The 22,416-nt window shown below is 69.4% G+C and carries 15 protein-coding genes; 7 read left to right on the top strand and 8 right to left on the bottom strand.

Going from position 1 to position 22,416, the window contains the following annotated elements; genetic code table 11:
• Nucleotides 1-245: 245 nt before the first annotated feature.
• From ACEWX3_RS27070 to ACEWX3_RS27080, 3 genes are all read right to left on the bottom strand, one after another.
• Nucleotides 246-2,075: a phosphoenolpyruvate carboxykinase (GTP) gene (locus ACEWX3_RS27070; RefSeq protein WP_221350519.1), complete on the bottom strand. Its 1,830-nt coding sequence runs from the start codon at nt 2,073-2,075 to the stop codon at nt 246-248.
• 194 nt (nt 2,076-2,269) lie between these two features.
• Nucleotides 2,270-3,655, bottom strand: a complete 1,386-nt coding sequence (locus ACEWX3_RS27075) for a hypothetical protein (RefSeq protein WP_374158230.1) — start codon at nt 3,653-3,655, stop codon at nt 2,270-2,272.
• Entirely contained in the window at nt 3,652-4,662 is a 1,011-nt protein-coding gene (locus ACEWX3_RS27080; protein ID WP_374158231.1) for a hypothetical protein, read from the bottom strand. The genes ACEWX3_RS27075 and ACEWX3_RS27080 overlap by 4 nt, the downstream gene beginning before the upstream one ends.
• Nucleotides 4,663-4,811: 149 nt before the next feature.
• Here ACEWX3_RS27080 and trmB point away from each other — a divergent pair, with 149 nt between their 5' ends.
• The 4 genes from trmB to ACEWX3_RS27100 all read left to right on the top strand — a co-directional run bounded on the left by trmB (nt 4,812) and on the right by ACEWX3_RS27100 (nt 14,948).
• Nucleotides 4,812-5,597: a tRNA (guanosine(46)-N7)-methyltransferase TrmB gene (gene trmB, locus ACEWX3_RS27085; protein ID WP_374158232.1), complete on the top strand. Its 786-nt coding sequence runs from the start codon at nt 4,812-4,814 to the stop codon at nt 5,595-5,597.
• Nucleotides 5,594-6,319: an NYN domain-containing protein gene (locus tag ACEWX3_RS27090; RefSeq protein ID WP_374158233.1), complete on the top strand. Its 726-nt coding sequence runs from the start codon at nt 5,594-5,596 to the stop codon at nt 6,317-6,319. Before trmB ends, ACEWX3_RS27090 begins: the two co-directional genes overlap by 4 nt.
• 70 nt (nt 6,320-6,389) lie before the next feature.
• Nucleotides 6,390-9,362: an MMPL family transporter gene (locus tag ACEWX3_RS27095; RefSeq protein WP_207064739.1), complete on the top strand. Its 2,973-nt coding sequence runs from the start codon at nt 6,390-6,392 to the stop codon at nt 9,360-9,362.
• 195 nt (nt 9,363-9,557) lie between these two features.
• Complete coding sequence (locus ACEWX3_RS27100; RefSeq protein ID WP_374158234.1) at nt 9,558-14,948, top strand: Ig-like domain-containing protein; 5,391 nt, start codon at nt 9,558-9,560, stop codon at nt 14,946-14,948.
• A gap of 114 nt (nt 14,949-15,062) precedes the next feature.
• Here the strand turns inward: ACEWX3_RS27100 and ACEWX3_RS27105 are convergent, their stop codons facing one another.
• Complete coding sequence (locus tag ACEWX3_RS27105; RefSeq protein ID WP_374158235.1) at nt 15,063-16,214, bottom strand: AI-2E family transporter; 1,152 nt, start codon at nt 16,212-16,214, stop codon at nt 15,063-15,065.
• Nucleotides 16,215-16,291: 77 nt separating this feature from the next.
• On the opposite strand from ACEWX3_RS27105, the gene ACEWX3_RS27110 reads away from it, so the two are divergent.
• From ACEWX3_RS27110 to ACEWX3_RS27120, 3 genes are read left to right on the top strand one after another with little or no spacing between them, the layout of a single operon-like run.
• Nucleotides 16,292-17,458 (top strand): YbhN family protein, encoded by a 1,167-nt coding sequence (locus tag ACEWX3_RS27110; RefSeq protein ID WP_207069025.1) that lies wholly within the window; start codon nt 16,292-16,294, stop codon nt 17,456-17,458.
• 18 nt (nt 17,459-17,476) lie between these two features.
• Nucleotides 17,477-18,727 (top strand): M23 family metallopeptidase, encoded by a 1,251-nt coding sequence (locus tag ACEWX3_RS27115; RefSeq protein ID WP_374158236.1) that lies wholly within the window; start codon nt 17,477-17,479, stop codon nt 18,725-18,727.
• Nucleotides 18,714-19,082, top strand: coding sequence for a DUF3054 domain-containing protein (locus ACEWX3_RS27120; RefSeq protein WP_374158237.1), 369 nt, complete (start codon nt 18,714-18,716; stop codon nt 19,080-19,082). Before ACEWX3_RS27115 ends, ACEWX3_RS27120 begins: the two co-directional genes overlap by 14 nt.
• An 84-nt stretch (nt 19,083-19,166) precedes the next feature.
• On the opposite strand, the gene ACEWX3_RS27125 is transcribed toward ACEWX3_RS27120, so the two are convergent.
• The 4 genes from ACEWX3_RS27125 to ACEWX3_RS27140 all read right to left on the bottom strand — a co-directional run bounded on the left by ACEWX3_RS27125 (nt 19,167) and on the right by ACEWX3_RS27140 (nt 22,413).
• Complete coding sequence (locus tag ACEWX3_RS27125) at nt 19,167-20,468, bottom strand: sensor histidine kinase (protein ID WP_374159969.1); 1,302 nt, start codon at nt 20,466-20,468, stop codon at nt 19,167-19,169.
• A 69-nt stretch (nt 20,469-20,537) separates the two neighbouring features.
• Entirely contained in the window at nt 20,538-21,206 is a 669-nt protein-coding gene (locus tag ACEWX3_RS27130) for a response regulator transcription factor (protein WP_173012153.1), read from the bottom strand.
• Between the two features lie 84 nt (nt 21,207-21,290).
• Nucleotides 21,291-21,677 (bottom strand): heme-binding protein, encoded by a 387-nt coding sequence (locus ACEWX3_RS27135; protein WP_207069029.1) that lies wholly within the window; start codon nt 21,675-21,677, stop codon nt 21,291-21,293.
• A 211-nt stretch (nt 21,678-21,888) separates the two neighbouring features.
• On the bottom strand, nt 21,889-22,413 hold the full coding sequence (locus tag ACEWX3_RS27140; RefSeq protein ID WP_374158238.1) for a hemophore: 525 nt from the start codon (nt 22,411-22,413) through the stop codon (nt 21,889-21,891).
• Nucleotides 22,414-22,416: the final 3 nt, after the last annotated feature.

The following is a 22,416-nucleotide window of genomic DNA, read 5'->3' on the forward strand; positions in this document are numbered from 1 at the left end:
GAGGATACTTCGCCGGACTTGACAGGTGTCAAGCAGCTGGCGTGCCGGGCTGGCGATCGCCTGCGTGCGGCGTGCGTTCCTCACCGGACTGCGTGGGGCGACGACCGCGGACCGCGCTCCTCGAACGCGTCGAGGGCCGAAACTGCTCACTCGATGCCCGCGAAAACGCGCGCACCGGGGGACGCCCGCGCGGGCGCGTCGGCGTGCATAGCCGCGCGCTCGCGGGGTGAGGCGGCTACCCGGCCTTACTCGGCTTCGTCGAGGCGGTGCTTGAGCGCGTCGAACTCGTCTTTGATGCTGGTGGGCAGCTTCTCGCCGACGAACTCGAACCATTCCTCGATCAGCGGCAACTCGTTGCGCCACTCGTCGGGGACCACCTTCAGCGCCTCGTCGACATCGGCGGCGTCGACGTCGAGTCCATCGAGATCCAGATCGGCGGCGGTGGGCACGATGCCGATCGGCGTGCTCTTGCCGTCGGCCGTGTGCTCGATGCGTTCGATGGCCCACTTCAGCACGCGGCTGTTCTCACCGAAGCCGGGCCACAGGAACCGGCCGTCGTCGCCGCGGCGGAACCAGTTGACGAAGAACACCTTCGGCAGCTTGGACTCGTCGGCCTGCTTGCCGATGTTGATCCAGTGCTGGAAGTAGTCGCCGACGTTGTAGCCCATGAACGGCAGCATCGCCATCGGGTCGCGCCGCACGGTGCCGACCTTGCCCTCTGCCGCGGCGGTCTGCTCGCTGCCCAGCGTGGCCCCGATGAACACACCGTGCTGCCAGTCGCGCGCCTCGGTGATCAGCGGGACGGTGGTCTTGCGGCGACCGCCGAACAGGATCGCCGAGATCGGCACGCCCTGCGGGTCGTCCCATTCCGGCGCCAGCGTGGGGCACTGCGAGATCGGTGTGCAGTAGCGCGAATTCGGGTGCGCTGCCTTGGTTTCCGTCTCACGCAGGATGTAGTCGTTGCCCTTCCAGTCGATCAGGTGGTCGGGCTCACCCTCCAGGCCTTCCCACCACACGTCGCCGTCGTCGGTCTTCGCCACGTTGGTGAACACGGTGTTGCCGGCGGCGATCGTCTTCATGGCGTTGGGGTTGGAGTCCCAGTTGGTGCCCGGCGCGACACCGAAGAACCCGAACTCGGGGTTGGTGGCGTACAGGCGGCCGTCCTTGCCGAAGCGCATCCAGGCGATGTCGTCACCGACGGTCTCGGCGCGCCAGCCCGGGATGGTGGGCTGCAGCATCGCGAGGTTGGTCTTGCCGCAGGCCGACGGGAACGCCGCGGCGATGTAGTACGCCTTGTTCTCGGGGGAGATCAGCTTGAGGATCAGCATGTGCTCGGCGAGCCAGCCCTCGTCGTGCGCCATCGCCGACGCGATGCGCAGCGAGTAGCACTTCTTACCCAGCAGCGCGTTGCCGCCGTAGCCGGAACCGAAGCTCCAGATCTCGCGGGTCTCGGGGAAGTGGGTGATGTATTTGGTGTCGTTGCAGGGCCACGGCACGTCCTTCTCGCCCGGCTCCAGCGGGGCGCCGATCGAATGCAGCGCCTTGACGAAGAAGCCGTCGGTGCCCATCTTGTCCAGCGCGGCCTTACCCATCCGGGTCATGGTGCGCATCGAGACCACGACGTACTCCGAGTCGGTGATCTCGACGCCCAGCTTGGGATCCTCGGCCTCGAGCGGACCCATGCAGAACGGGACAACCCACATCGTGCGGCCCCGCATGCTGCCGCGATACAGGTCGGTCATGAGGCCGCGCATCTCGGCCGGATCCATCCAGTTGTTCGTCGGGCCGGCGTCGATCTCGCGTTGTGAACAGATGAAGGTGCGCGACTCGACGCGCGCCACGTCGGACGGGTCGGACAGCGCCAGGTAGGAGTTGGGTTTCTTCTCGGGGTTGAGCTTCTGGAACGTGCCCGCCTCGACCAGCTGGTCGCACAGGGCCTGGTTCTCCTCGTCGGACCCGTCGGCCCAGGCGACGCGGTCGGGCTGAGTCAGCTCCGCGACCTCCCGCACCCAGGCCAGCAGCCCCTCATGCTTCGTCGGTGCGGAATCCAGACCTGGAATGGTCGCTGCGGTCATGCTGTGTCGTCTCCTGCATCGTCCTGCGAGATGTCTGCCGGGACGCAGCTGCGCGATCGGGGCCGTGGGCCCGAAATCGGTAGCAGTCAGCGCCGCCCCTGGTATCGAGGTTAACGCGGGTGACATACCCGCGGGAATTCAGGACTATGTCCGTTCACTCACAGGAACGATTCAGATGGCCTCCACCGGGCGACCTACCGATCGGTAACAAGTGTGCGCGTCGGATTCGGTTCCCGCAAACCGTCCCGCACGGCGCTCAAGGTCCGGGCCAATCCGGGTTCACAGGCCTCGCGGAACCCCTGGGCGCGCCGCGCGGCGAGAACGTGGCCGCGCAGCAGCGCGTCGCACTGGGCGACGCGTTCCGCCATGCCGGCGCGTTGGGCCGGCACGGAGGCCGACCGGGCGGTGGTGACCGCCGCCTCGAAGGCCAGCAGACGCGACGCGATCCGCTCGTCGAGCGCGGCACGGATCGCGACCGTCGCCTCCGCGATCCACTGGGCCAGCACCGCGCGTCGATACAGCAGGGCCCGCGCGGCAACCACCCACAGCGTCAAGGCCAGCCCGACCGCCGCCCCCACCAGCGCCCCGGCCACGGTCAGCCCGGGCGCCAGGCCGGTGACCCACCGTGCCACCACCAGGCCGGCGCCGAATCCGAACCCGGCCCCGAGCACCGTCGTCACCCGCGACTCCAGACGGCGCTGCCGCAGCGGCGGATCCCCGAGACACACCTCGGCCACCGCCGACGGCTCCGGCAGGCTCGCCCCTAGCTCGCTCGCCAGGTCGTCCAGCCGCACCGATACCCGCTCGTCGACTTCGGCGAGCACCTCGCCGCATCGTCGGCGCACGCGCTCGTCGATCTCTGCGACCACGGTCGTCTCTGCCGCGGCGTCGAGCAGTTCGGTGCGCAGCGCCGCGCACCGCTGCCGCGCGGCCGAGGCCAACTCCAGCCGGGCGCGCTGCACCGGGTGGCGCACCGAGGCCGCGCCCGGCCGAAGATGGTTGCGCACCAACGCATCCCGGTCTACCCGCAGCGTGCTCACTCTGGCCAGGTGCCCGGCGTCGGCGTCGCGCACCGCGGTGAGCACCGCGTCGAGGAGGGCTTCCCACCGGCGCAGCGTGTTGCGTCGCGCGAGGTCGGGGTCGGACAGCGCCGCGGTGAGCGCGGCGACGACGTCGGCGACCTCAGGCTCGCCGAGCCGCGGCGCGGCGGCGGCGGTCACCCAGCACACCGACGCGAATCGGGCCGCACAGTCGGCCAGCCGCTGCCGGTTGGTGGCCAGCACACCGCGCCAGTCGCGGTGGTCGTCGATCTTGGCGAGCACCGCGATCACCGCATCGGTCGTCCGGCAGGCCGAGACGGCCAGCGCGCAGTCCGACTCGGTGACCGGCGCGACCGCCGAGACGACGAAGACGACAACGTCGGCGACTCGGGGGACGTCACGCGTGCCGGCCGGGTCAGCGGTGTCGACGACCATCACCCCGGGCATCCGGTCGCGCAGGCACGCGGCCACGCTGCTGACCCCGGCCCGCGGCGGCCCGGCGACGTGCACCACCGCCGTCATCGCCGTCCCAGCCGTCACCGGACGCGGTCCAGCAGCCGCAGCGAGCCCCGCACGATGTCCTCCGCGCAGCGCTGATGCAGCGGGCTCACCGGACCCTGGCCGTAACGGCGCCACCGCACCGCCCGCGTCAGGTGATCCTGCGGACCGTCCCCGCCGGCGACGGTGCCCCCGCTGGCCTCGACGACGTCGACGGCGGCGGCAGTCACCGCGAGCACCGTGTCGTCCGCGCGGCAGAATGCCGCGAGCTGCTCGTCACCGCTGCACGCGGCGAGGATGCGCAGCTCGACCAGCGCGGCAGCGATCCGGTGATGGCGGACCGGCGCCGCCGCGGCCGTCACCCGGTCCAGGACCCGGTCGACCTGGCTGAGCTCCCGCAACCGCTGCGCCACCGAACCGGCCGCAGCACCCTCGGCCACGGCGAGGATGGCGTGCGCCAGCCCGAACCGGTCCAGCGAGACCAGCAGCCGCGAGCGCATCGCACCCGGCACGTCGTGCGGTACGGCGACGAACGCGTCGGTGGAGGTCATGTCGGCCGCGCAGCGCGCCAGGACACGCAGCGCCGCCATCTCCCCATCGCCCAGCGCGACGTCGGCGAGCGGGGCGACCATCGGCACGACGGGCAGCCCGAGTGCCGCGGCCAACCGGTCGGCCGTGCGCTCCGCCCTGGCCAGAGGTCCGCCCGGGTCTGCACCGGCCAGGTCCGCCTTGTTCAGCACCACCACGGCCGGCACCGAGTTGTCCCGAAGTGCTCGGTCATCCTCGGGCTTGAGAGTCTCGGCGATGACCCGCACGTGCACGTCGGCGCCGTCCACGTCGGGCGTGATCAGGTGCCCGGCACCGCAGAGCACGGCGGCGACGCGCCTTCGGCCCACCCCCTGCCGGCCGGTCACCGCTACCCTGACAGCAGCGCGCACGCGACGCTCGACGGCGCCCAGCCGCCCGTCGCGCGTCTGAGCCGCATACCGCGCCAGCACATCAGCGAAGATGTGCCGCCCCCGGTCACGGCTGGAAAATGTCCAGCTCATGCACAGGAATCCTCCCACCACGGGCGGACCGCCCCGGACACCTTTTTCCGGGCTCGATCCGGTGCTCGCCGGACCGGTTACCAGCGGGTAGGCGTGGTAGGCAACTGTTGGGTATCAATCTGTAACACGATGCAGGGAGTCAGGCGTTGATGAGCGACCATGGACGGATGCATGCTCCGGGCCCTGACGTCGCCGATGAGCCGGCGCCGTCCGGGTCCATCGCCCCTGGTCAGGCCGCCACTGCGCAGGGTCACCGCCGGGTCACCAGCTTCCGGGCCCGGCGATCGACGATCTCGGACCGTCAGCAGGCGATCTGGGACGAGCGCTGGCCGCAGCTGGGCACCGAGGCCCGACACGGAGAGTCTCCCGCCCCGCTGCTGGACACCGATGCGTGGTTCGGCCGGCAGGCGCCGCTGATCCTCGAGATCGGATGCGGCACCGGCACCTCGACGCTGGCGATGGCGCAGACGGAACCCGACCTCGACGTCGTCGCGGTCGAGGTGTACCGCCGCGGGCTGGCCCAGCTGCTCAGTGCGATCGACCGTGCCGGGGTGACCAACATCCGGCTGGTCCGCGGGGACGGCGTGGACGTGCTGACTCACATGGTCGGGCCGGATTCGCTGACCGGTGTGCGGGTTTTCTTCCCCGACCCGTGGCCCAAGGCCCGGCACCACAAACGGCGTCTGCTGCAGGCGGACACGATGGCGTTGATCGCCGATCGGCTGCGACCCGGCGGTGTGTTGCACGCCGCGACCGACCACCTCGGTTACGCCGAGCACATCGCCGAGGTCGGTGACGCCGAGCCCCGTCTGCGCCGAATCGACCGCGACACCGCCGAACTGACCATCTCGGTGGCCCGGCCGGTGACGAAGTACGAGCGCAAAGCGCTGGCCGGCCCCATCGTCACGGAGCTGCTGTGGGAGCGCATCCCGTGAGCGTGACCGAGAACATCCCCGTCCCGCAGGAGATGAGCGCGGACGGCACCCGCGCCGCAGACGACACCGGGGCTTCCGGCACCCCGACTGCCTCCCGCGTGCTGCTCGTCTGGGACGCCCCGAACCTGGACATGGGGCTCGGGTCGATTCTGGGTGGCCGGCCCACCGCGGCGCACCGGCCACGTTTCGACGCGCTGGGCCGTTGGCTGCTGGCGCGCACCGCTGACCTGTCCGCGCAACACGCGCAGGCCGGGCGCAGTGTGGCGCTCGAGCCGGAGGCCACGGTGTTCACCAACATCGCGCCCGGCAGCGCGGACGTCGTGCGGCCCTGGGTGGAGGCGTTGCGCAACGTCGGGTTCGCCGTGTTCGCCAAGCCCAAGATCGACGACGACAGCGATGTGGACTCCGACATGCTCGAGCACATCGCGTTGCGCCGCACCGAGGGATTGGCCGCCGTGTTGGTCGCCTCGGCGGACGGTCAGGCGTTCAAACAGCCGCTGGAGAACCTCGCTGAAGAAGGCGTCGAGGTTCAGGTCCTCGGATTTCGCGAACATGCCAGTTGGGCGCTAGCGTCGGATACCTTGGAGTTCGTCGATCTCGAGGACATCGACGGTGTCTTCCGGGAGCCGCTACCGCGAATCGGCCTCGATTCGCTACCTGAGCAGGGCGCATGGCTGCAGCCATTCCGGCCGCTGTCCTCGCTACTGGCCTCGCGTGTGTAGAACAAGATGAAACCAGACATTTCTACCGTGCGCAGGTCGACGGTGATGTTCAAGACCAATAGGAGCTAACGTGTTCGCCTGGTGGGGTCGAACGGTGTACCAGTACCGATACATCGTCATCGGTGTCATGGTGGCACTGTGCCTGGGCGGCGGCGTCTACGGCATCAGCCTGGGACAGCACGTCACACAGAGCGGTTTTTACGACGAGGGCAGTGAATCAGTTCACGCGTCCCTGGTGTCCGACGAGGCCTACGGCCGTGACCGGACCAGCCACGTGGTGGCCATCCTCACTCCGCCCGACGGTGAGAAGGTCACCGATCCGCAGTGGATGGAGAAGGTCTCCGGCGAGCTGAACGACCTGGTCGAAGAGCATCCGGACCAGATCGTCAGCTGGGTCGGGTGGCTGCGGGCCCCCGACACCGACTCTGCCCAGGTTCAGCAGATGAAGACCGCCGACGATTCCAAGACCTTCATCAGCATCCCGCTCAAGGGCGATGACGACGACACCATCCTGAAGAACTACCAGGCCATCGAACCGGATCTGAAGAAGGTCAACGACGGCGACATCCAACTCGCCGGGCTCAACCCGCTGGCCAGCGAACTGACCGGCACCATCGGCGAGGACCAGAAGCGTGCCGAGGTGGCCGCCATCCCGCTGGTCGCGGTGGTGCTGTTCTTCGTCTTCGGCGGTGTGGTGGCGGCCAGCTTGCCGGCCATCATCGGCGGCCTGACGATCGCCGGCGCCCTGGGTGTGATGCGCTTCGCCGCCGAATTCATGCCCGTGCACTTCTTCGCCCAGCCGGTCGTGACGCTGATCGGCCTCGGCATCGCGATCGACTACGGCCTGTTCATCGTCAGCCGCTTCCGCGAGGAGATCGCGGAGGGCTACGACACCGAAGCCGCGGTGCGCCGCACCATCATGACGTCCGGCCGCACGGTGATGTTCTCCGCGGTGATCATCGTCGCGTCGTCGCTGCCGCTGCTGTTGTTCCCCCAGGGCTTCCTGAAGTCGATCACCTACGCGATCATCGCCTCCGTCATGCTGGCGTCGATCCTGTCGATCACCGTGCTGGCGGCGACGCTGGGCATCCTGGGCCGCAACGTCGACGCACTCGGAGTGCGCACGTTGCTGCGCGTGCCGTTCTTCCGCAACTGGAAGCCGATGAACTGGTGGCTGAACTGGCTGGCCGACCGGTTGCAGAAGACCAAGACCCGCGAGGAGGTCGAGAAGGGCTTCTGGGGCCGGCTGGTCAACGTCGTGATGAAGCGGCCGATCGCCTTCGCCGCGCCGATCCTGATCGTGATGATCCTGCTGGTGATTCCGCTGGGGCAGCTGTCTCTCGGCGGCATCAGCGAGAAGTACCTGCCCCCGGACAACTCGGTCCGACTGGCGCAGGAGAACTTCGACCAGAGCTTCCCGGGCTTCCGCACCGAACCGCTGACGCTGGTGGTCGAGCGCGACGACGGTGAGCCCGTCACCGACCAGCAGATGGCCGAGATCCGGTCGAAGGCGATGAACATCAGCGGCTTCACCGATCCGGACAACGACCCGACGAAGATGTGGCAGGAACGATCCGTCCAGGAGGGCGGTTCGGAGGACCCGTCGGTGCGGGTGATCCAGAACGGTCTGGTGAACCGCAACGACGCGGCCGAGAAGATCGACGAGCTGCGGTCCATCAGTCCACCGCGCGGCATCACGCTGTCGGTGGGCGGCACGCCGGCGCTGGAACAGGACAGCATCCACAGCCTGTTCGACAAGCTGCCGCTGATGGTGACGGTGCTGATCGTCACGACGACGATCCTGATGTTCCTGGCGTTCGGGTCGGTGGTGTTGCCGATCAAGGCCGCGTTGATGAGCGCGTTGACCCTCGGCTCGACGATGGGCATCTTGACCTGGATGTTCGTCGAAGGCCACGGGTCCGGGCTGATGAACTACACCCCGCAGCCGCTGATGGCGCCGATGATCGGTCTGATCATCGCGGTGATCTGGGGTCTGTCCACCGACTACGAGGTGTTCCTGGTTTCCCGAATGGTGGAGGCTCGCGAACGCGGCATGTCGACCGCCGAGGCGATCCGCATCGGCACCGCCACCACCGGACGTCTCATCACCGGCGCCGCGCTGGTGCTGGCGGTGGTCGCCGGCGCGTTCGTGTTCTCCGACCTGGTGATGATGAAGTACCTGGCGTTCGGTCTGCTGATCGCGCTGCTGTTGGACGCGACGATCATCCGGATGTTCCTCGTGCCGGCGATCATGAAGCTGCTCGGCGACGACTGCTGGTGGGCGCCGCGCTGGATGAAGCGCCTGCAGGACCGGCTCGGCCTCGGCGAGACCGAGCTGCCCGACGAGCGCAAACGTCCGTCGGTGCGGGAGTCCGGCGAGCCCAGCGAGCCGGCGCAGCCGGCCCACCCCGAGGCGCTGGTCGGTGCCGGGGGCCCGCCGGTGGCCGTGTCGGGCCGCGTGCAACCCCACGACCCGACGCACCCGGGCCCGGGCGTTCCCGGACGTGGGGCGCCCCCGCGGCCCAGCGGTCCGTCAGCCGCAGGCACCAGCCGGCTGCCGAGCGCCCCGCCGCGGCCTGCGCCGGCCGAGGAACCGCAGACCACCCGGCTGTCCATTGCCAAGGACGCGGTGCGCAACGCGGTGACCAACGCCACGGCGGTCACGCAGCGCACTCCGCGGGCGACGCCCCCGCCGGCCCCCAAGCGGGAAGACCGCGAGATCGAGTCCTGGCTCGGCGACCTGCGGGGCACCGGAGCAGCTCCGGTCGCGCCGCAACCCAAGCCGCCGTCGGCGGAGTCGACCCGGGCGATGCCCGAGCCCGGCGGTAACGAGCCGACGACCGCGATCCCGGCGCAGCGCGAGCCCCGGCCGCAGGACGACGACTCCGCCGCGGAGACTCGCGCCATTCCGACCGCCCGGCGCGGCGACGCGGAGGCGGCCACCGAGAAGCTGAACACGCGGGCGGAGGACGAGCCCCAGCGGCGCGGCGGCTCCAGCGGGGTCAGCGCTCAGGAGTTGCTGCGGCGCGAGGGCCGGCTCTAGCCCGGCGGGCAGCCCCCTCGCGACACACCCCCGTCCCCCGCAATGTCGAGGGTCCTCGGGTAGGGATTTCCCTGATTCCTGCCTGCCCGCTGCGCCCTAGCCTCATGCACAGTCACTATTCAGCGCCTTCGCAGAATACGCCTGTGCACCTGTGCCGCACCGGCGTGAATGCCGGGGCAACACAGGGGGTTTCGCATGAGCAAGCAGCGGCTCGGGCAGGCATTCGTCTCGACCGGAAGCGCCCGGGACACCTCGTCCCGTTCGGCGGCGGACTGCATCGGCCGGGTCGGCGCCCTGGCCGCCGCGCTGGGTGTGGGGGCCATGCTGTTCGCCGCACCGTGGACGGCGGCCGCGCAGACCGAGGGAGCCTCGGGGACGAGCGAGTCGAGTGAGACGGGCCCGGCGGCCGACTCGGAGTCTGTCGGTGACAACGCCGGCGACGGCGAGTCCGGTGGCTCGGATACCTCGGGCGCCACCGACGATGACGACGACTCGGAATCCGAAGATCTCGACGCTGAGCTGAGCGACGAACTCGAGTCCGAGCTCAACGACGAAGCCGACTCCGCGCTGGACGACGAGCTGGACGATGATCTCGGCGACGAACCCGACTCCGAACTCGACGACGACCTCGACGCTGAGCTGGACGCCGCCGAGACAGACGACCTCGGCGAAGCCGGGGGCGCGTCGTCTTCCGGCGCTGACGACGTGGAGGTCGTCCCCGAGGACGGCATCACTGACGAGGTGGCCGAGGATCTCCCGTCGGCTTCGGGTAGCGGCACCGCCGAGTCAGCTGCGCCCGTGGCGGTGACTGACGAGCCCGTGGTGGTGACTGACGAGCCCGTCGTCGAACCGGAAACTTCTGATTCGTTCCCGTCCGGCTCTGCGCCGGTGGATGAGGCACACACTGCGATCGCGGAACCGGCCAGCTCACGGTCGTCGTACACGTCAACGTCGGTGATGTCGGCCCGCACCAGCACCGCTGAGGTCACGGAGCCGCCGGCCAAGGCGTTGCAGGCCCAGCCTGGCACGTTCCTCGAGGTGGCGTCGTCGATGCTGTCGGCGGTCATCGCCCCCTTCGTCACCACCCCGGCCGCTCCGCCGGCACCGTCGGCCCAGCCGTTGATGTGGGGCGTGCTGTCGTGGGTGCGCCGCGAACTCGAGGACACCTTCGCCAATTTCAGCATCTCGATCGGCGGGCGCCAGCTGGTGCAGAACGGCACCGCCTACGCCACCTCGCAAGGGTTCGGCTCATTCGCGATCGCCCACGGCGAGAACGCGATCGCCTCCGCCTCCGGGCTGTTCAACGTCGCAATCGTGCGCGGCGACGACTCCACAGCCACCTCCGAGGGCAACTTCACCCGGGTGCGGGTCCGCGGTGACGGCAACACCGCCGGGGCGTCCGGGCCGGGCAGCCGCACCAGTGTCTACGGCGACGACAACACCGCCGAGACCACCGGCGCCTCCAGCTCGCTCTACGTCCGCGGCGTCGGCAACGAGACCACCAGCAGCGGCGCCGGCAACCGCGCCACGGTCTACGGCGAGGGAAACGAGGTAGTCCTCGCCGGCCAGGACGGGTCGGCACGAGCCCGCGTCGTCGGCGACCGCAACACCGTCACCGCCGCTTCGGAGGACAGCCGAACTCGCGTCTCAGTGGTCGGTGACGACAACGACGCCACCACCTTGGCCACCGACGGCTCCCGCGCCGAGATCACCGTGCGCGGTGACGGGAACTCCGCGGCCGCGTCGGCCGACGAGGATTCCACCGCACGGGCGAGCATCATCGGCGACACCAGCTCCGCAGTCGCCACGGCCAACCTCGATGGCTACGCCGCCGCCCGCATCACCGGCGATTCCAACGTCGCGTCCAGCGACGCGCTCGGTCAGACGTCGATCGCCCGGATCACCGGCGACGACAGTGCCGCCTCGGCCACCGCAGCCGAAGCCCGCGCCGAGGCCACCGTCTTCGGCGACAGCAACGCCGTGCAGGCCACCGACGGCAGGGCAGTGATCTCCGGTGACGGCAGCACCGCGACCGCCGACGGGCCCGGCAGCCTGGCCCGCGTCTGGGGCGACGGCAGCACCGCAGATTCGCTGGGTGAGCGCAACACCGCCTTCGTGTGGGGTGACGACTCCCGCGCCATTGCCGGCCCCGGCATCTACAACAACGCGCTCGTCTTCGGTAACAACCTGCTCGCCGACACCGGCCCCGGCGACGGGCGCACCGTCTACGGCCAGCCGTTCGACCCCGAGAACCAGGCTCCCGTCGCGGGAACCCCAGGGGCCCAGACCGTCGACCCCGAAACCGGCACGGTCACCGGCACACTGGGCTTCACCGACCCCGACGGCGACACCCTGACCTACACAGCGGGCACCCCCGCCAACGGGTCGGTCACCCTCAACGCCGCAGCAGGCACCTACACCTACACGCCGGCCACCCGGCCGCCGTTCGGCGACCCCGACGGTGCCGACTCCTTCACCGTCACCGCCTCCGACGGCCAGGCAACGACAATGACCACCATCGACGTCCCCGTCACCGCACTCCCCGAACCCGGCAACCAGGCCCCGCAGGCCGGACTGTCCGGACCCTGGCAGATCGACGAGGAAACCGGTGTGGTCACGGCCACGCTCGGCTTCACCGACCCCGACGGTGACCCGCTGACCTACGAGGTCACCGAGCAGCCCGACAACGGCGTCGTCACCGTCGACAACGAGGCCGGCACCTACACCTACACGCCCGAAACCCGTCCGGAACCCGGTCAACCCGACGGGGAGGACTCCTTCACCGTGGTTGCCTCCGACCCCGACGGACTGACGGCAACCAACACCATCGGCCTGCCCATCGTCGCCCAGCCGGCACCCGACAACCAGGCCCCGGTCGCCGGAACGCCCGGCGACCAGACCGTCGACCCGGAAACCGGTTCCGTCACCGGATCTCTGGGCTTCACCGACCCCGACGGCGACGAACTGACCTACACCGCCACCGATCCCACCAACGGCTCGGTCACCATCGACGCCCAGGCCGGCACCTTCACCTACACCCCGGCCACCCGACCGGAAGCCGGTGAGCCCGACGGCGCCGACGCCTTCACCGTCACCGCCACCGACCCCGACGGCCTGTCCGCCAGCGCCACCATCGACGTCCCCGTCACCGCACTGCCCGACCCGGACAACCGCGCGCCCGTCCCCGGGGATCTAGGCCAGCAGAGCGTCGATCCCGAAACCGGCGCCGTCACCGCCACCTTCAGCTTCACCGACCCCGACGGCGACGACCTGACCTACACCGTTTCCACGCCCGCCAACGGCACCGTCACCCTCGACGCCCAAACCGGCACCTACACCTACACCCCGGACCCGCAGGCTCGGCCGGCCTTCGGCGACGAAGACGGCGTCGACGCCTTCACGCTCACCGCCTCGGACGGTCAAGCCAGTTCCACCATCGGCGTCGAAGTCCCCGTCACCGCGCTTCCGGAGCCCGACAACCAGGCCCCCGTCGCAGGCACTCCAGGAGCGCAGACCGTCGATCCCGAAACCGGCTCCGTCACCGGATCTCTGGGCTTCACCGACCCCGATGGCGACGAACTGACCTACACCGCCACCGATCCCACCAACGGCTCGGTCACCATCGACGCAGTGGCTGGCACCTACACCTACACCCCCACCACCCGGCCGGCAGCCGGTGAACCGGACGGCGCCGACACCTTCACCGTCACCGCCACCGACCCCGACGGCCTGTCCGCGATGACCACCATCAACGTCCCCGTGGCCGCACTGCCCGAACCCGACAACCAGGCACCGGTGGCCACTGATGACGCGGCCACCGTGACTGAAGACAGCACGGCCAATGTCATCGACATCCTCGCCAATGACACCGATGCCGACGGCGACTCGTTGACCGTCACGGCGGTCAGCACTCCCACCCACGGCACCGCAGCCGTCAGCGGCGACGGCCTGTCGGTCACCTACACCCCCGACGCCAACTTCAACGGATCCGACACCTTCACCTACACCGTCACCGACACCGCAGGCGACACCGGCACAGCCACCGTGTCGGTCACCGTGACCGCAGTCGACGACCCGGCGAACCTCGGCAACGACACCGCCACTGTGGCCGAGAACAGCGGGGTCACAACCATCAACGTGCTGGCGAACGACAGCGATGTCGACGGAGCCCTCACCGTCACCGCGGTCAGCGCTGCCGCCAACGGCACCGCGGCGGTCAGCGGCGACGGGCTGTCGGTCACCTATACCCCCGACGCCAACTTCAACGGATCCGACACCTTCACCTACACCGTCACCGACACCGCGGGCGGCACCGGCACAGCCACCGTGTCGGTCACGGTCACCGCGAGCACCACCAACCAGCCGCCCGCCGCTGAACCGACGTTCGGCGCTCCAGGTGAGAACGGTTCTGTGACAGGCACCTTGGGCGCTTCTGACGCCGAGGATGACGACCTGAGCTTCACCGTCGTCGAGGGAGTCGAGTCGGGCACACTGACACTCAATGCCGACGGCACCTTCACCTACACCCCCACCCTGGCGGGTCGGATCAAGGCCGCCCAGTCACCCGGTGAAGACGTCGACGGCTTCACCGTGCAGATCAGCGATGGTGCCAATGCCGCCGTCACCGTCACCGTCGACGGCTTGCCGATCGCTCCGGGGACGCCGGTCGAAACCGCCGCTGTTCTCACCGATGGCACACCGATCGACGGCGTCGCCGGCATCGACGGTGCGACCATGTACGTCACGAACGGAACCGACTCCATCGTGGGCGGTGGCAAGTTGAAGGTTATCGATACCGCCACCAACACCATCACCGCCACACTCGACATCGGCGGGACCACCGACGGCGTCGCGATCAGTCCGGATGGAAGCGTGGTCTACGTCGTCGACGCCGACGATCGCACGCTGTCTCTGGTCGACACCGCATCCAACACCGTGATCACGACAATCACCGATTTGCCGGTCAATCCGCGCAAGGTGGCCGTCAGCCCGGACGGCACGCGGCTCTACCTCGTATCGAACAACGATTCCCAAGGGTTCACGGTGATCGACACGAGTGACAACTCGGTCGTCACGACCGTCGATCTCGACGCGAGGGACTTGGCGGTCAGTCCCGACGGCACCCGGGTGTACCTCGCACAAGACACCGCCGTCGCAGTGGTCGACACCACCACCAACGCGATCATCGCCACCATCCCCGTCGGCTCCACCACATTCCAGGGCGGGGTCGCCGTGAACAGTGACGGAAGCCGGGTTTATGCCACGAACCAGGATGACGACACCGTGTCGGTGATCGACACCAGCACCAATACCGTCGTGGCCACTGTGGCCGTCGGCAGCGCCCCAGCCAACCTGGCGATCAGCCCCGACGACAGCGTGGTCTACGTTCCGAACCTCGAAGACGGAACCGTCTCGGTGATCGACACCGCGAGCAACACCGTCATCAGCACCGTTTCGGTCGGAACGCTCGGGCTCGGGGTGGCCAACGTCGCGTTCCTGCCCGATGGGACCGCCTACGTCATGAACTTCTTCGAATCGAGCGTGTTCGTCATCGGCGTGACCGATTCCGTGGCAACCCTGGCGTAGCCAACCGGCGAAAGCGCACTGAGGGTCGTGCCCAACTCCTTGGGCACGACCCTCAGCGCATTCTCGGCATCCGAGGCAAGCGGCGCCCGCGGCGCCCGAGGCAAGCGCCGCACGCTACTCGATCTGCTCCACGTCGTCGGGCTCGGCCTCGATCACCGGGGCGTCGTCGGCTTCCTGCGCCTCTTCCTCGGCGACCGGGTCGTCGGCGAGCAGCACCCGCACCGCACTGTTGAGGAAGGCCAGCACCGGCACGGCCAGCAGCGCGCCGACGATGCCGGCCAGCACGGCGCCTCCGGCGATCGCGAGCACGATGGCCAACGGGTGGATTGACACCGCCCGGCCCATCACCAACGGCTGCAGCACGTGGCCTTCGAGCTGCTGCACGGCGATGATCAACCCCAGCGTGATCAGGGCATAGATCCAGCCCTTGGCGATCAGCGCGACGATGACGGCCAGGAACCCGGTGACCACCGCGCCGACCAGCGGCACGAACGCGCCCATGAACACCAGCGACGCGAGCGGCAGCGCCAGCGGGACACCCATGATCGCCAGGCCGAGCCCGATGCCGGTCGCATCCACCGCCGCCACCAGGAACGTGGCCCGGACGTAGCCGATCAACGTGTGGAATCCGGCGCGGCCGGCGTTGCGCACGCGTGTGCGCACCCCGGTCGGGACGACGCCGGTGACGAACGTGAAGATGTTGCGGCCGCCGTACAGCAGGAAGATCAGCGTGAACAGCATCAGCAGCGCACCGGTGACGATCTCGGTGACGGTCGCTGCGGTGGACACGGCCCCGCTGGTCAACCGTTCCTGGTTGTCGCGCAGCGCCTCCAGCGCCGAGTCGCGGAACTGGTTGATCTGCTGCTCGCTGACCTTCAGCGGTCCGTCGGTCAGCCAGGCGCCGACACCCTCGATGCTGGTCGAAACCTGGCCCGCCAATGCCGGCACGCCCTCGATGAACTGGGTGATGACGAACGCCAGCAGGCCACCGAACACCGCGAACCCGCTGAGCAGCACCAGCGCGACCGCACCGCTGCGCGGCGCACCCCTGCGGTCCAGGAAGTCGACGACGGGCATGAGCAGCGCCGCCACGATCGTGGCCAGCGCAACCGGGACGAACAGGATCTCCAACCGCAGGATCAACCATCCCAACGCCACAACCGCAGCCAGGATGATCAGCAGCCGCCACGCCCACGCAGCGGTTTTGCGCACCAGCGGGGTCACCGACTCGTCGGCGAGCGGATCGAGGGAGGGTCCTGCGGACATCCCGGTAGCGTAACGGGCACGCGGGTCTCACCCGCCGATCTGCGGAAACCGTTGACCCACGCCTTACCCTTACTTGCGTGTCACACGACGCTCCAGCGAGCGGCAGCCCGGCAGGGGCCGCCAACCCGGAGCGCAGCCGCGGCAAGTACTGGTGGCTGCGCTGGGCGCTGATCGCGCTGGCACTGGTGGTGCTGACCGTCGAATTGGCGCTGGTGCACGACCAGTTGGCCAAGGCATGGAAGAGCGTGTATTCCGCCAACTGGATGTGGGTGCTGGCCGCGGTGGTGGCGGCGATGGCGTCGATGCACAGCTTCGCCCAGATCCAGCGCACGCTGCTGCGCTCGGCGGGGGTGCACGTGCACCAGTGGCGCTCCGAGGCGGCGTTCTACGCCGGCAACGCTCTGTCCACCACCATGCCGGGTGGGCCGGTGCTGTCGGCGACGTTCATCTACCGCCAGCAGCGGATGTGGGGCGCCTCGCCTGTGGTGGCGTCCTGGCAGCTGGTCATGTCGGGCGCGCTGCAGGTCATCGGTCTGGCCCTGCTCGGCCTGGGCGGGGCTTTCATGTTGGGGGCGAGCAAGAATCCGCTGTCGCTCATCTTCTCGCTCGGCGGTTTCGTCGCGCTGATCCTGCTCGCGCAGGCCGTGGCGAGCCGCCCGGAGCTCATCGACGGCATCGGGGTGCGCCTGCTGTCCTGGTTCAACTCGGTGCGCGGCAAGCCCGCCGACACCGGGCTGACGAAATGGCGTGCCACCCTGGTGCAACTCGAGTCGGTGCAACTGGGTCGTCGTGACCTCGGGGAGGCGTTCAGCTGGTCGCTGTTCAACTGGGTCGCCGACGTCGGCTGCCTGCTGTTCGCCTGTTACGCCACCGGCGGGCACCCCTCGGTGGCGGGAGTGACGGTCGCCTATGCGGCGGCCAGGGCGGTCGGCTCGATCCCGTTGATGCCCGGTGGGTTGCTGGTCGTCGAGGCGGTGCTGGTCCCCGGTCTGGTGTCGAGCGGCATGTCGCTGGCCTCGGCGATCTCGGCCATGCTGATCTACCGGCTGGTCAGTTGGATCTTCATCGCCGCGATCGGCTGGGTGGTGTTCCTGATCATGTTCCGCACCGAGAAGGACCTCGACCCCGACCGAGATCCCGCCGACCCCGAGGCAACGCCGATGCGTTCCACCGACACCCATCTACCGTTGCTGTTCAGCCCCGATCCCGAGGCGCCCCATCCACCGGGTCAGCCCGGTCCCTAGCGAAAGAGTCGCCGCAGCATGCAGATTCGTCCGTTGATCGCCGCTGTGTCGCTGACGACGCTGATGCTGTGCGCAGCCTGCGCCACCGATCCGGAAACGAAGAACGCCGGGACCACCGCGCAGGCCACCCCGCCACCGCCGGCCGCGGCCGACTCGACGCCGCCACCTCTGCCCGGTCCCGCGGTCCTGACTCCGGTGGTGGGCCGGGTGCTGGCGGCCCCGATCCCGGTACCTGCCACCGACGGCAAGACCCATCTGGCCTACGAGCTGGTGTTGACCAACACCACGCCCCAGGACGTCACGCTGACCGGGGTGGACGTGCGCGCCGGTGACCGCACACTGCTCAGCCTGCCGGGTGAGCGGCTCACCTATTGGACCAGGCTGGCGGGAAACCCGGTCCCCACCACGACTCTCGGGCCCGCCCAGACCGGCTATGTGTGGCTGGATGTGGCGGTGGACCCCGACGAAGCCGTCCCCGCGGAACTCAGCCACACCGTGGCGATCTCGGTGACCGATCCGTCGCCCCCGCTGATCCCCGCCTCGCTCACCGAGAACATCGCCCCGGTCACGGTGCAGACCCGCCAACCCATCTCGATCGCACCACCGTTGAAGGGGCCCAACTGGCTCGACGGCGACAGCTGCTGCGACATGTCCGCACACCGCACGGCACTGAACCCCCTCGACGGCGAGATCTGGGCCGCCGAGCGGTTCGCCATCGACTACGTGCAACTGGGTCCGGACGGCCGGCTGTTCACCGGTGACGAAGCGCAACTGGACAGCTACCCCTACGTGGGATCGGACGTGGTGGCCGTCGGCGAGGGACCGGTGGTGTCGGTCGTCGACGGCCTGCCCGAACAGGTTCCGGGTTCCGCGCCGACCGACTTGCCGCTCGAGGAGTACGGCGGCAACCATGTCGTCCAGGACCTCGGTGGCGGCAACTATGCGTTCTACGCCCACCTTCAGACGGGCTCGGTGCAGGTTCAGCCCGGTGACCACCTGAGCACCGGACAAGTGTTGGGCGCGTTGGGAAACAGCGGCAACTCCGACGCCCCACACCTGCACTTCCACGTCATGAGCACCCCGGATCCGCTGCGGTCCAACGGGTTGCCGTTCGTGTTCACCGACTTCCGGCTGGATTCCCGCTCCACCGGCGACCTGGACGCACTGCTGGGGGGCAAGCCCGCCGAGCTCGAGCCAGGATTCGCTCCGCGGGACGAAAGCGGCACCAGCCCATTGGTTTACGATGTGATGACCTATGCCGAAAGCTGATCGTTCCACCGCCGTCAAGGCGCTCGCCGCCGATGCGGTGTGTGTCGTGGTGTTCTGCACGATCGGCCGGCGCAGCCACGCCGAGGGGCTGACGGTGGCCGGAATCGCCGAGACGGCATGGCCGTTCCTTGCGGGTACCGCGGTCGGCTGGCTGCTGGCGCAGGGCTGGCGCCGTCCGATCGCCGTGATTCCGACGGGGCTGGCCGTGTGGTTGGCCACGGTCGTCGTCGGCATGCTGCTGCGCAAGGCCACCGGCCAGGGCACCGCCACCAGCTTCATCGTCGTGGCGTCGTTGACGACCGCTGTACTGCTGCTCGGCTGGCGTGCCGGCGCACGCGCGTTGAGCCGCCGCTGAGCGCGCCGCGCTCAGGTTTGTCTCGGCGCACCGCGCTCAGCAACCCTTCGGCACCCCCGCCCACAATGTGTCGACGCCCGGCGCTCAAATCTCGTTCGGGGGCGTCCACGATTCGTTCGGCGCCGTGGACACGGTGAGCGTCGCCCTCAGCCCGCCCAGCGGGCTGTCGGACAGCTCGATGGTGCCGCCGTGCAGCGCGGCTTGCTGCGCCACCAACGCCAGACCCAGTCCCGAGCCACCGGGGGCGGCGTTGCTGCCCCGGGAGAAGCGCCCCAGCACGGTTTCGTGTTCGTCGGAGGGCAGTCCCCGACCGTTGTCGTCGACGACGATCGTCACCACCCCGTCGTGGCGGTGTGACGACAACACGATCCGGCTCGCCTGGCCGTGGGTCACCGCATTGCGCACCAGGTTGTCGACGGCCAACCGGAGCCCGCTGGGCCAGCCCAGCAGGGTGCCGAGATCGTCGTCGAGCACCACGTCGATCTGCACCTGGTTGGCGCCGCGCATGTTCTCCCGCGCCACCCGGTCCAGCATGTCGGTCAGGTCGATCACCTCGCGGTCCTCGACCTGGGCCAGTTGCCCCGACGCGAGTTGGCCGAGCGCGGTGATGATGCCCTCGACGCGGCGCTGCGCGCGGGACAGGTCTGCGACCACCTCGTCGCGTTCGTCGTCAGGCAGGTTGTGGATGCGCAGTGTGTCGAGGTCGGCGCGCATCGCCGTCAGCGGGGTGCGCAGCTCGTGTGCGGCGTTGGCGGCGAAGTCCTGGGCCGCCTGCAGCGAGTTCGTGGTGGCCCGTTGCGCGGCGGCCAACCGGCTGAGCATCGCGCTCATGGCCTCCGAGAGATCCTCGGCCTCGCGCACGCCGTGCACCGCGGGGATGTCCTCGGCGTCCTTGCCCAGCCTCTTGGTGTTCTCGGTCAGCTTGCGCAGCGGCCGGATCGCCGGGCCGGCCAGCAGCCAGCCCAGCCCCGCGGCAATCAACACCGTCATCACACCGACCGCGATGTAGAGCGGGACGCGGGCCCGATTGAGGAGGACGCTGTCGGCGCGGATGCCGATGGACATCAGCAGGCCGCCGTCCTGCTCCACCGGCACCGTACGCACGCGGTACTCGACGCCGTTGACGAACGCGGTCTCGGTTCCCGGGGGCAGCGGCGGAAGCTGGAAGCCGCGCTGGAACACCACCTGACCCGAGGTGCGGTCCCGGCCGGTGGTGAGCACGCCGCGGCGCGGGTCGGACAGTTCCTCGGGAAACATGCTGGCGTCGACGATCGCGTCGAGCCGGCGGTCGAGCTGCGTGGCGTCGTTGTTGGCCAGCACGACCGAGGTCAGAATCGTGAACGCCGCGACCACCGCCGCGGCGGCCGCGGCAGAGGCGATGGCCACCCGCGTGCGCAGCGAGGCCGACCGCAGGAACCGGGGAAGCTTCGGACGTGTCACCAACAGATCGGGTTCTTACGGATCTTCTCGCAGCACGTACCCGATTCCACGCACCGTGTGGATCACCCGTGGCAGCCCGTCGCGTTCCAGTTTGCGCCGCAGATAGGACACGAACACGTCGGCGACGTTGGTGTCGACGTCGAAGTCGTAGCCCCACACCAGCTCGAGCAGGCGTTGCCTGCTCAACACCACGCCGGCGTTCTCGGCCAGCGCGGCCAGCAGGTCGAACTCCCGCTTGGTGAGCTCGACCCGCTCCCCGGCGACGAACACCAGCCGCCGCGCCGTGTCGATGGTCAGCGAACCCACGGTCAGGGTGTCCGACCCGGGGTCGGAATGGTGTGCCCGGCGCAGCAGCGCATGCAGCCGGGCCACCAGCTCACCGAGGTCGAACGGCTTGGTCAGATAGTCGTCGGCGCCGGCCTCGAGACCGGCGATGCGGTCGTTGACGGTGTCACGGGCCGACAGCACGCAGATCGGGATGTCGTTGCCCAGCGCGCGCAACGCGGTGACCACGGCGACACCGTCGAGTTCGGGCATCTGCACGTCGAGCACCAGCGCATCGTGCGGTTCGCTGGACAACAACCGCAGCGCCTCCCGGCCCGTGGCCGCCACGCGAACGTCGAAGCCCGAATGCCGCAGACCCCGGGCTACCGAGGTCCGGACATCCGGGTCGTCGTCGACCATCAACACTGTCCGACCCGCACCGTCCTGGATGGACAGCTCCCCCTCACGAGCGGGCGGAGCATCCACCCTGTCGCGCACCGGCGGCTATTCGGGCATGTCCGGGTCGCCGGCATCCGCGAACGCGTAGCCGCACCGGTTCTTGATGTCGACCAGCGGCTGGCGGATCGCGGTCAGCTCGTCACGCTCCTGCGGATGGGAGTTCATGTAGTCCATCACCCGGGTCTTGATCTCCTCACGCGGCAGCCCGTGCAGGCTGGTGAAGAAGTCGTTCACGTCCGGATGGGTGAACAGGTAGGCCGACGACGCGGCCGACACACCGGAAGCCACGCCGGCGAAGTCGGCGGCGGTGCAGTTCGGCGGGGCGGGCTGAGCGGATGCCGCCGGCAGGACGCCGAACAGCGTCGCACCGAGGGCACCTGCACCCAGGGCGCCCGCGACCGCGCGCCGCACCGTAGGGGCCGAGAACAACATGGGGGCTCCTTCGTCAAGAGGTAGACAAGACCGGACCCGTGTCGGGCCCCGGTCAGGACCATCCTAGAAATGTAAACAGAACATCTGCCGACTTTCCCGCCAAGCGGGCGTTTAATCGCCGATTGGACCTCGCCGCGGGCGGGTCAGTACGTCGCGGTGAGCCCTGGAAGCGCCGCCGCACCGCGTGCCTCAAGACCGCGCCGTGCACGCCCTACGACACCGCGCCGCGCGTCCCCGCCGCCGGGCCGCGTGCACCCGACGTGGGGGCCGTCTCCGCGCCGACGTTCTGCGTGGCCGGAAGCTGGGCGGGCAGGCCCTGGCCCTGGCCCTGGCCCTGCTGGACGCTCTGCAGCAGACCCAGCATCTGCGGCAATGTCACCGGCAGCCGGCAGCGGCCCGACAGCGTCGCCAACGGCTGCTGCAATCGCTGCATGTCGGTGGCCACCTCGGGGTTGGAGTCGAAATACGCCTTGAGCATCGCCACCGACTGCGGCCCGGGCGGCTGCTGCGAGATCGCGGTCAGCGCCTGATCGGTCTCGGGATGGGCGGCGAGGTAGACGCCGGTGTTGGTGGCGACCGCGCCGACCGTCTTGGCGACCGAGCTGGCCGCGCACGGATCGGGTGCCGCCCCGGCTGCCGGACCGGTCACCAGCGCCAGCGTGATTGCGCCACCGGCGGCGACGGCGCCCAGCGCGGTCCGCACGAACGGTGCTACGAAGTTCTTCGGTGCGTCCATCAT

This window comes from Mycobacterium sp. G7A2 (genome assembly GCF_041902445.1).
Classification (GTDB): domain Bacteria; phylum Actinomycetota; class Actinomycetes; order Mycobacteriales; family Mycobacteriaceae; genus Mycobacterium.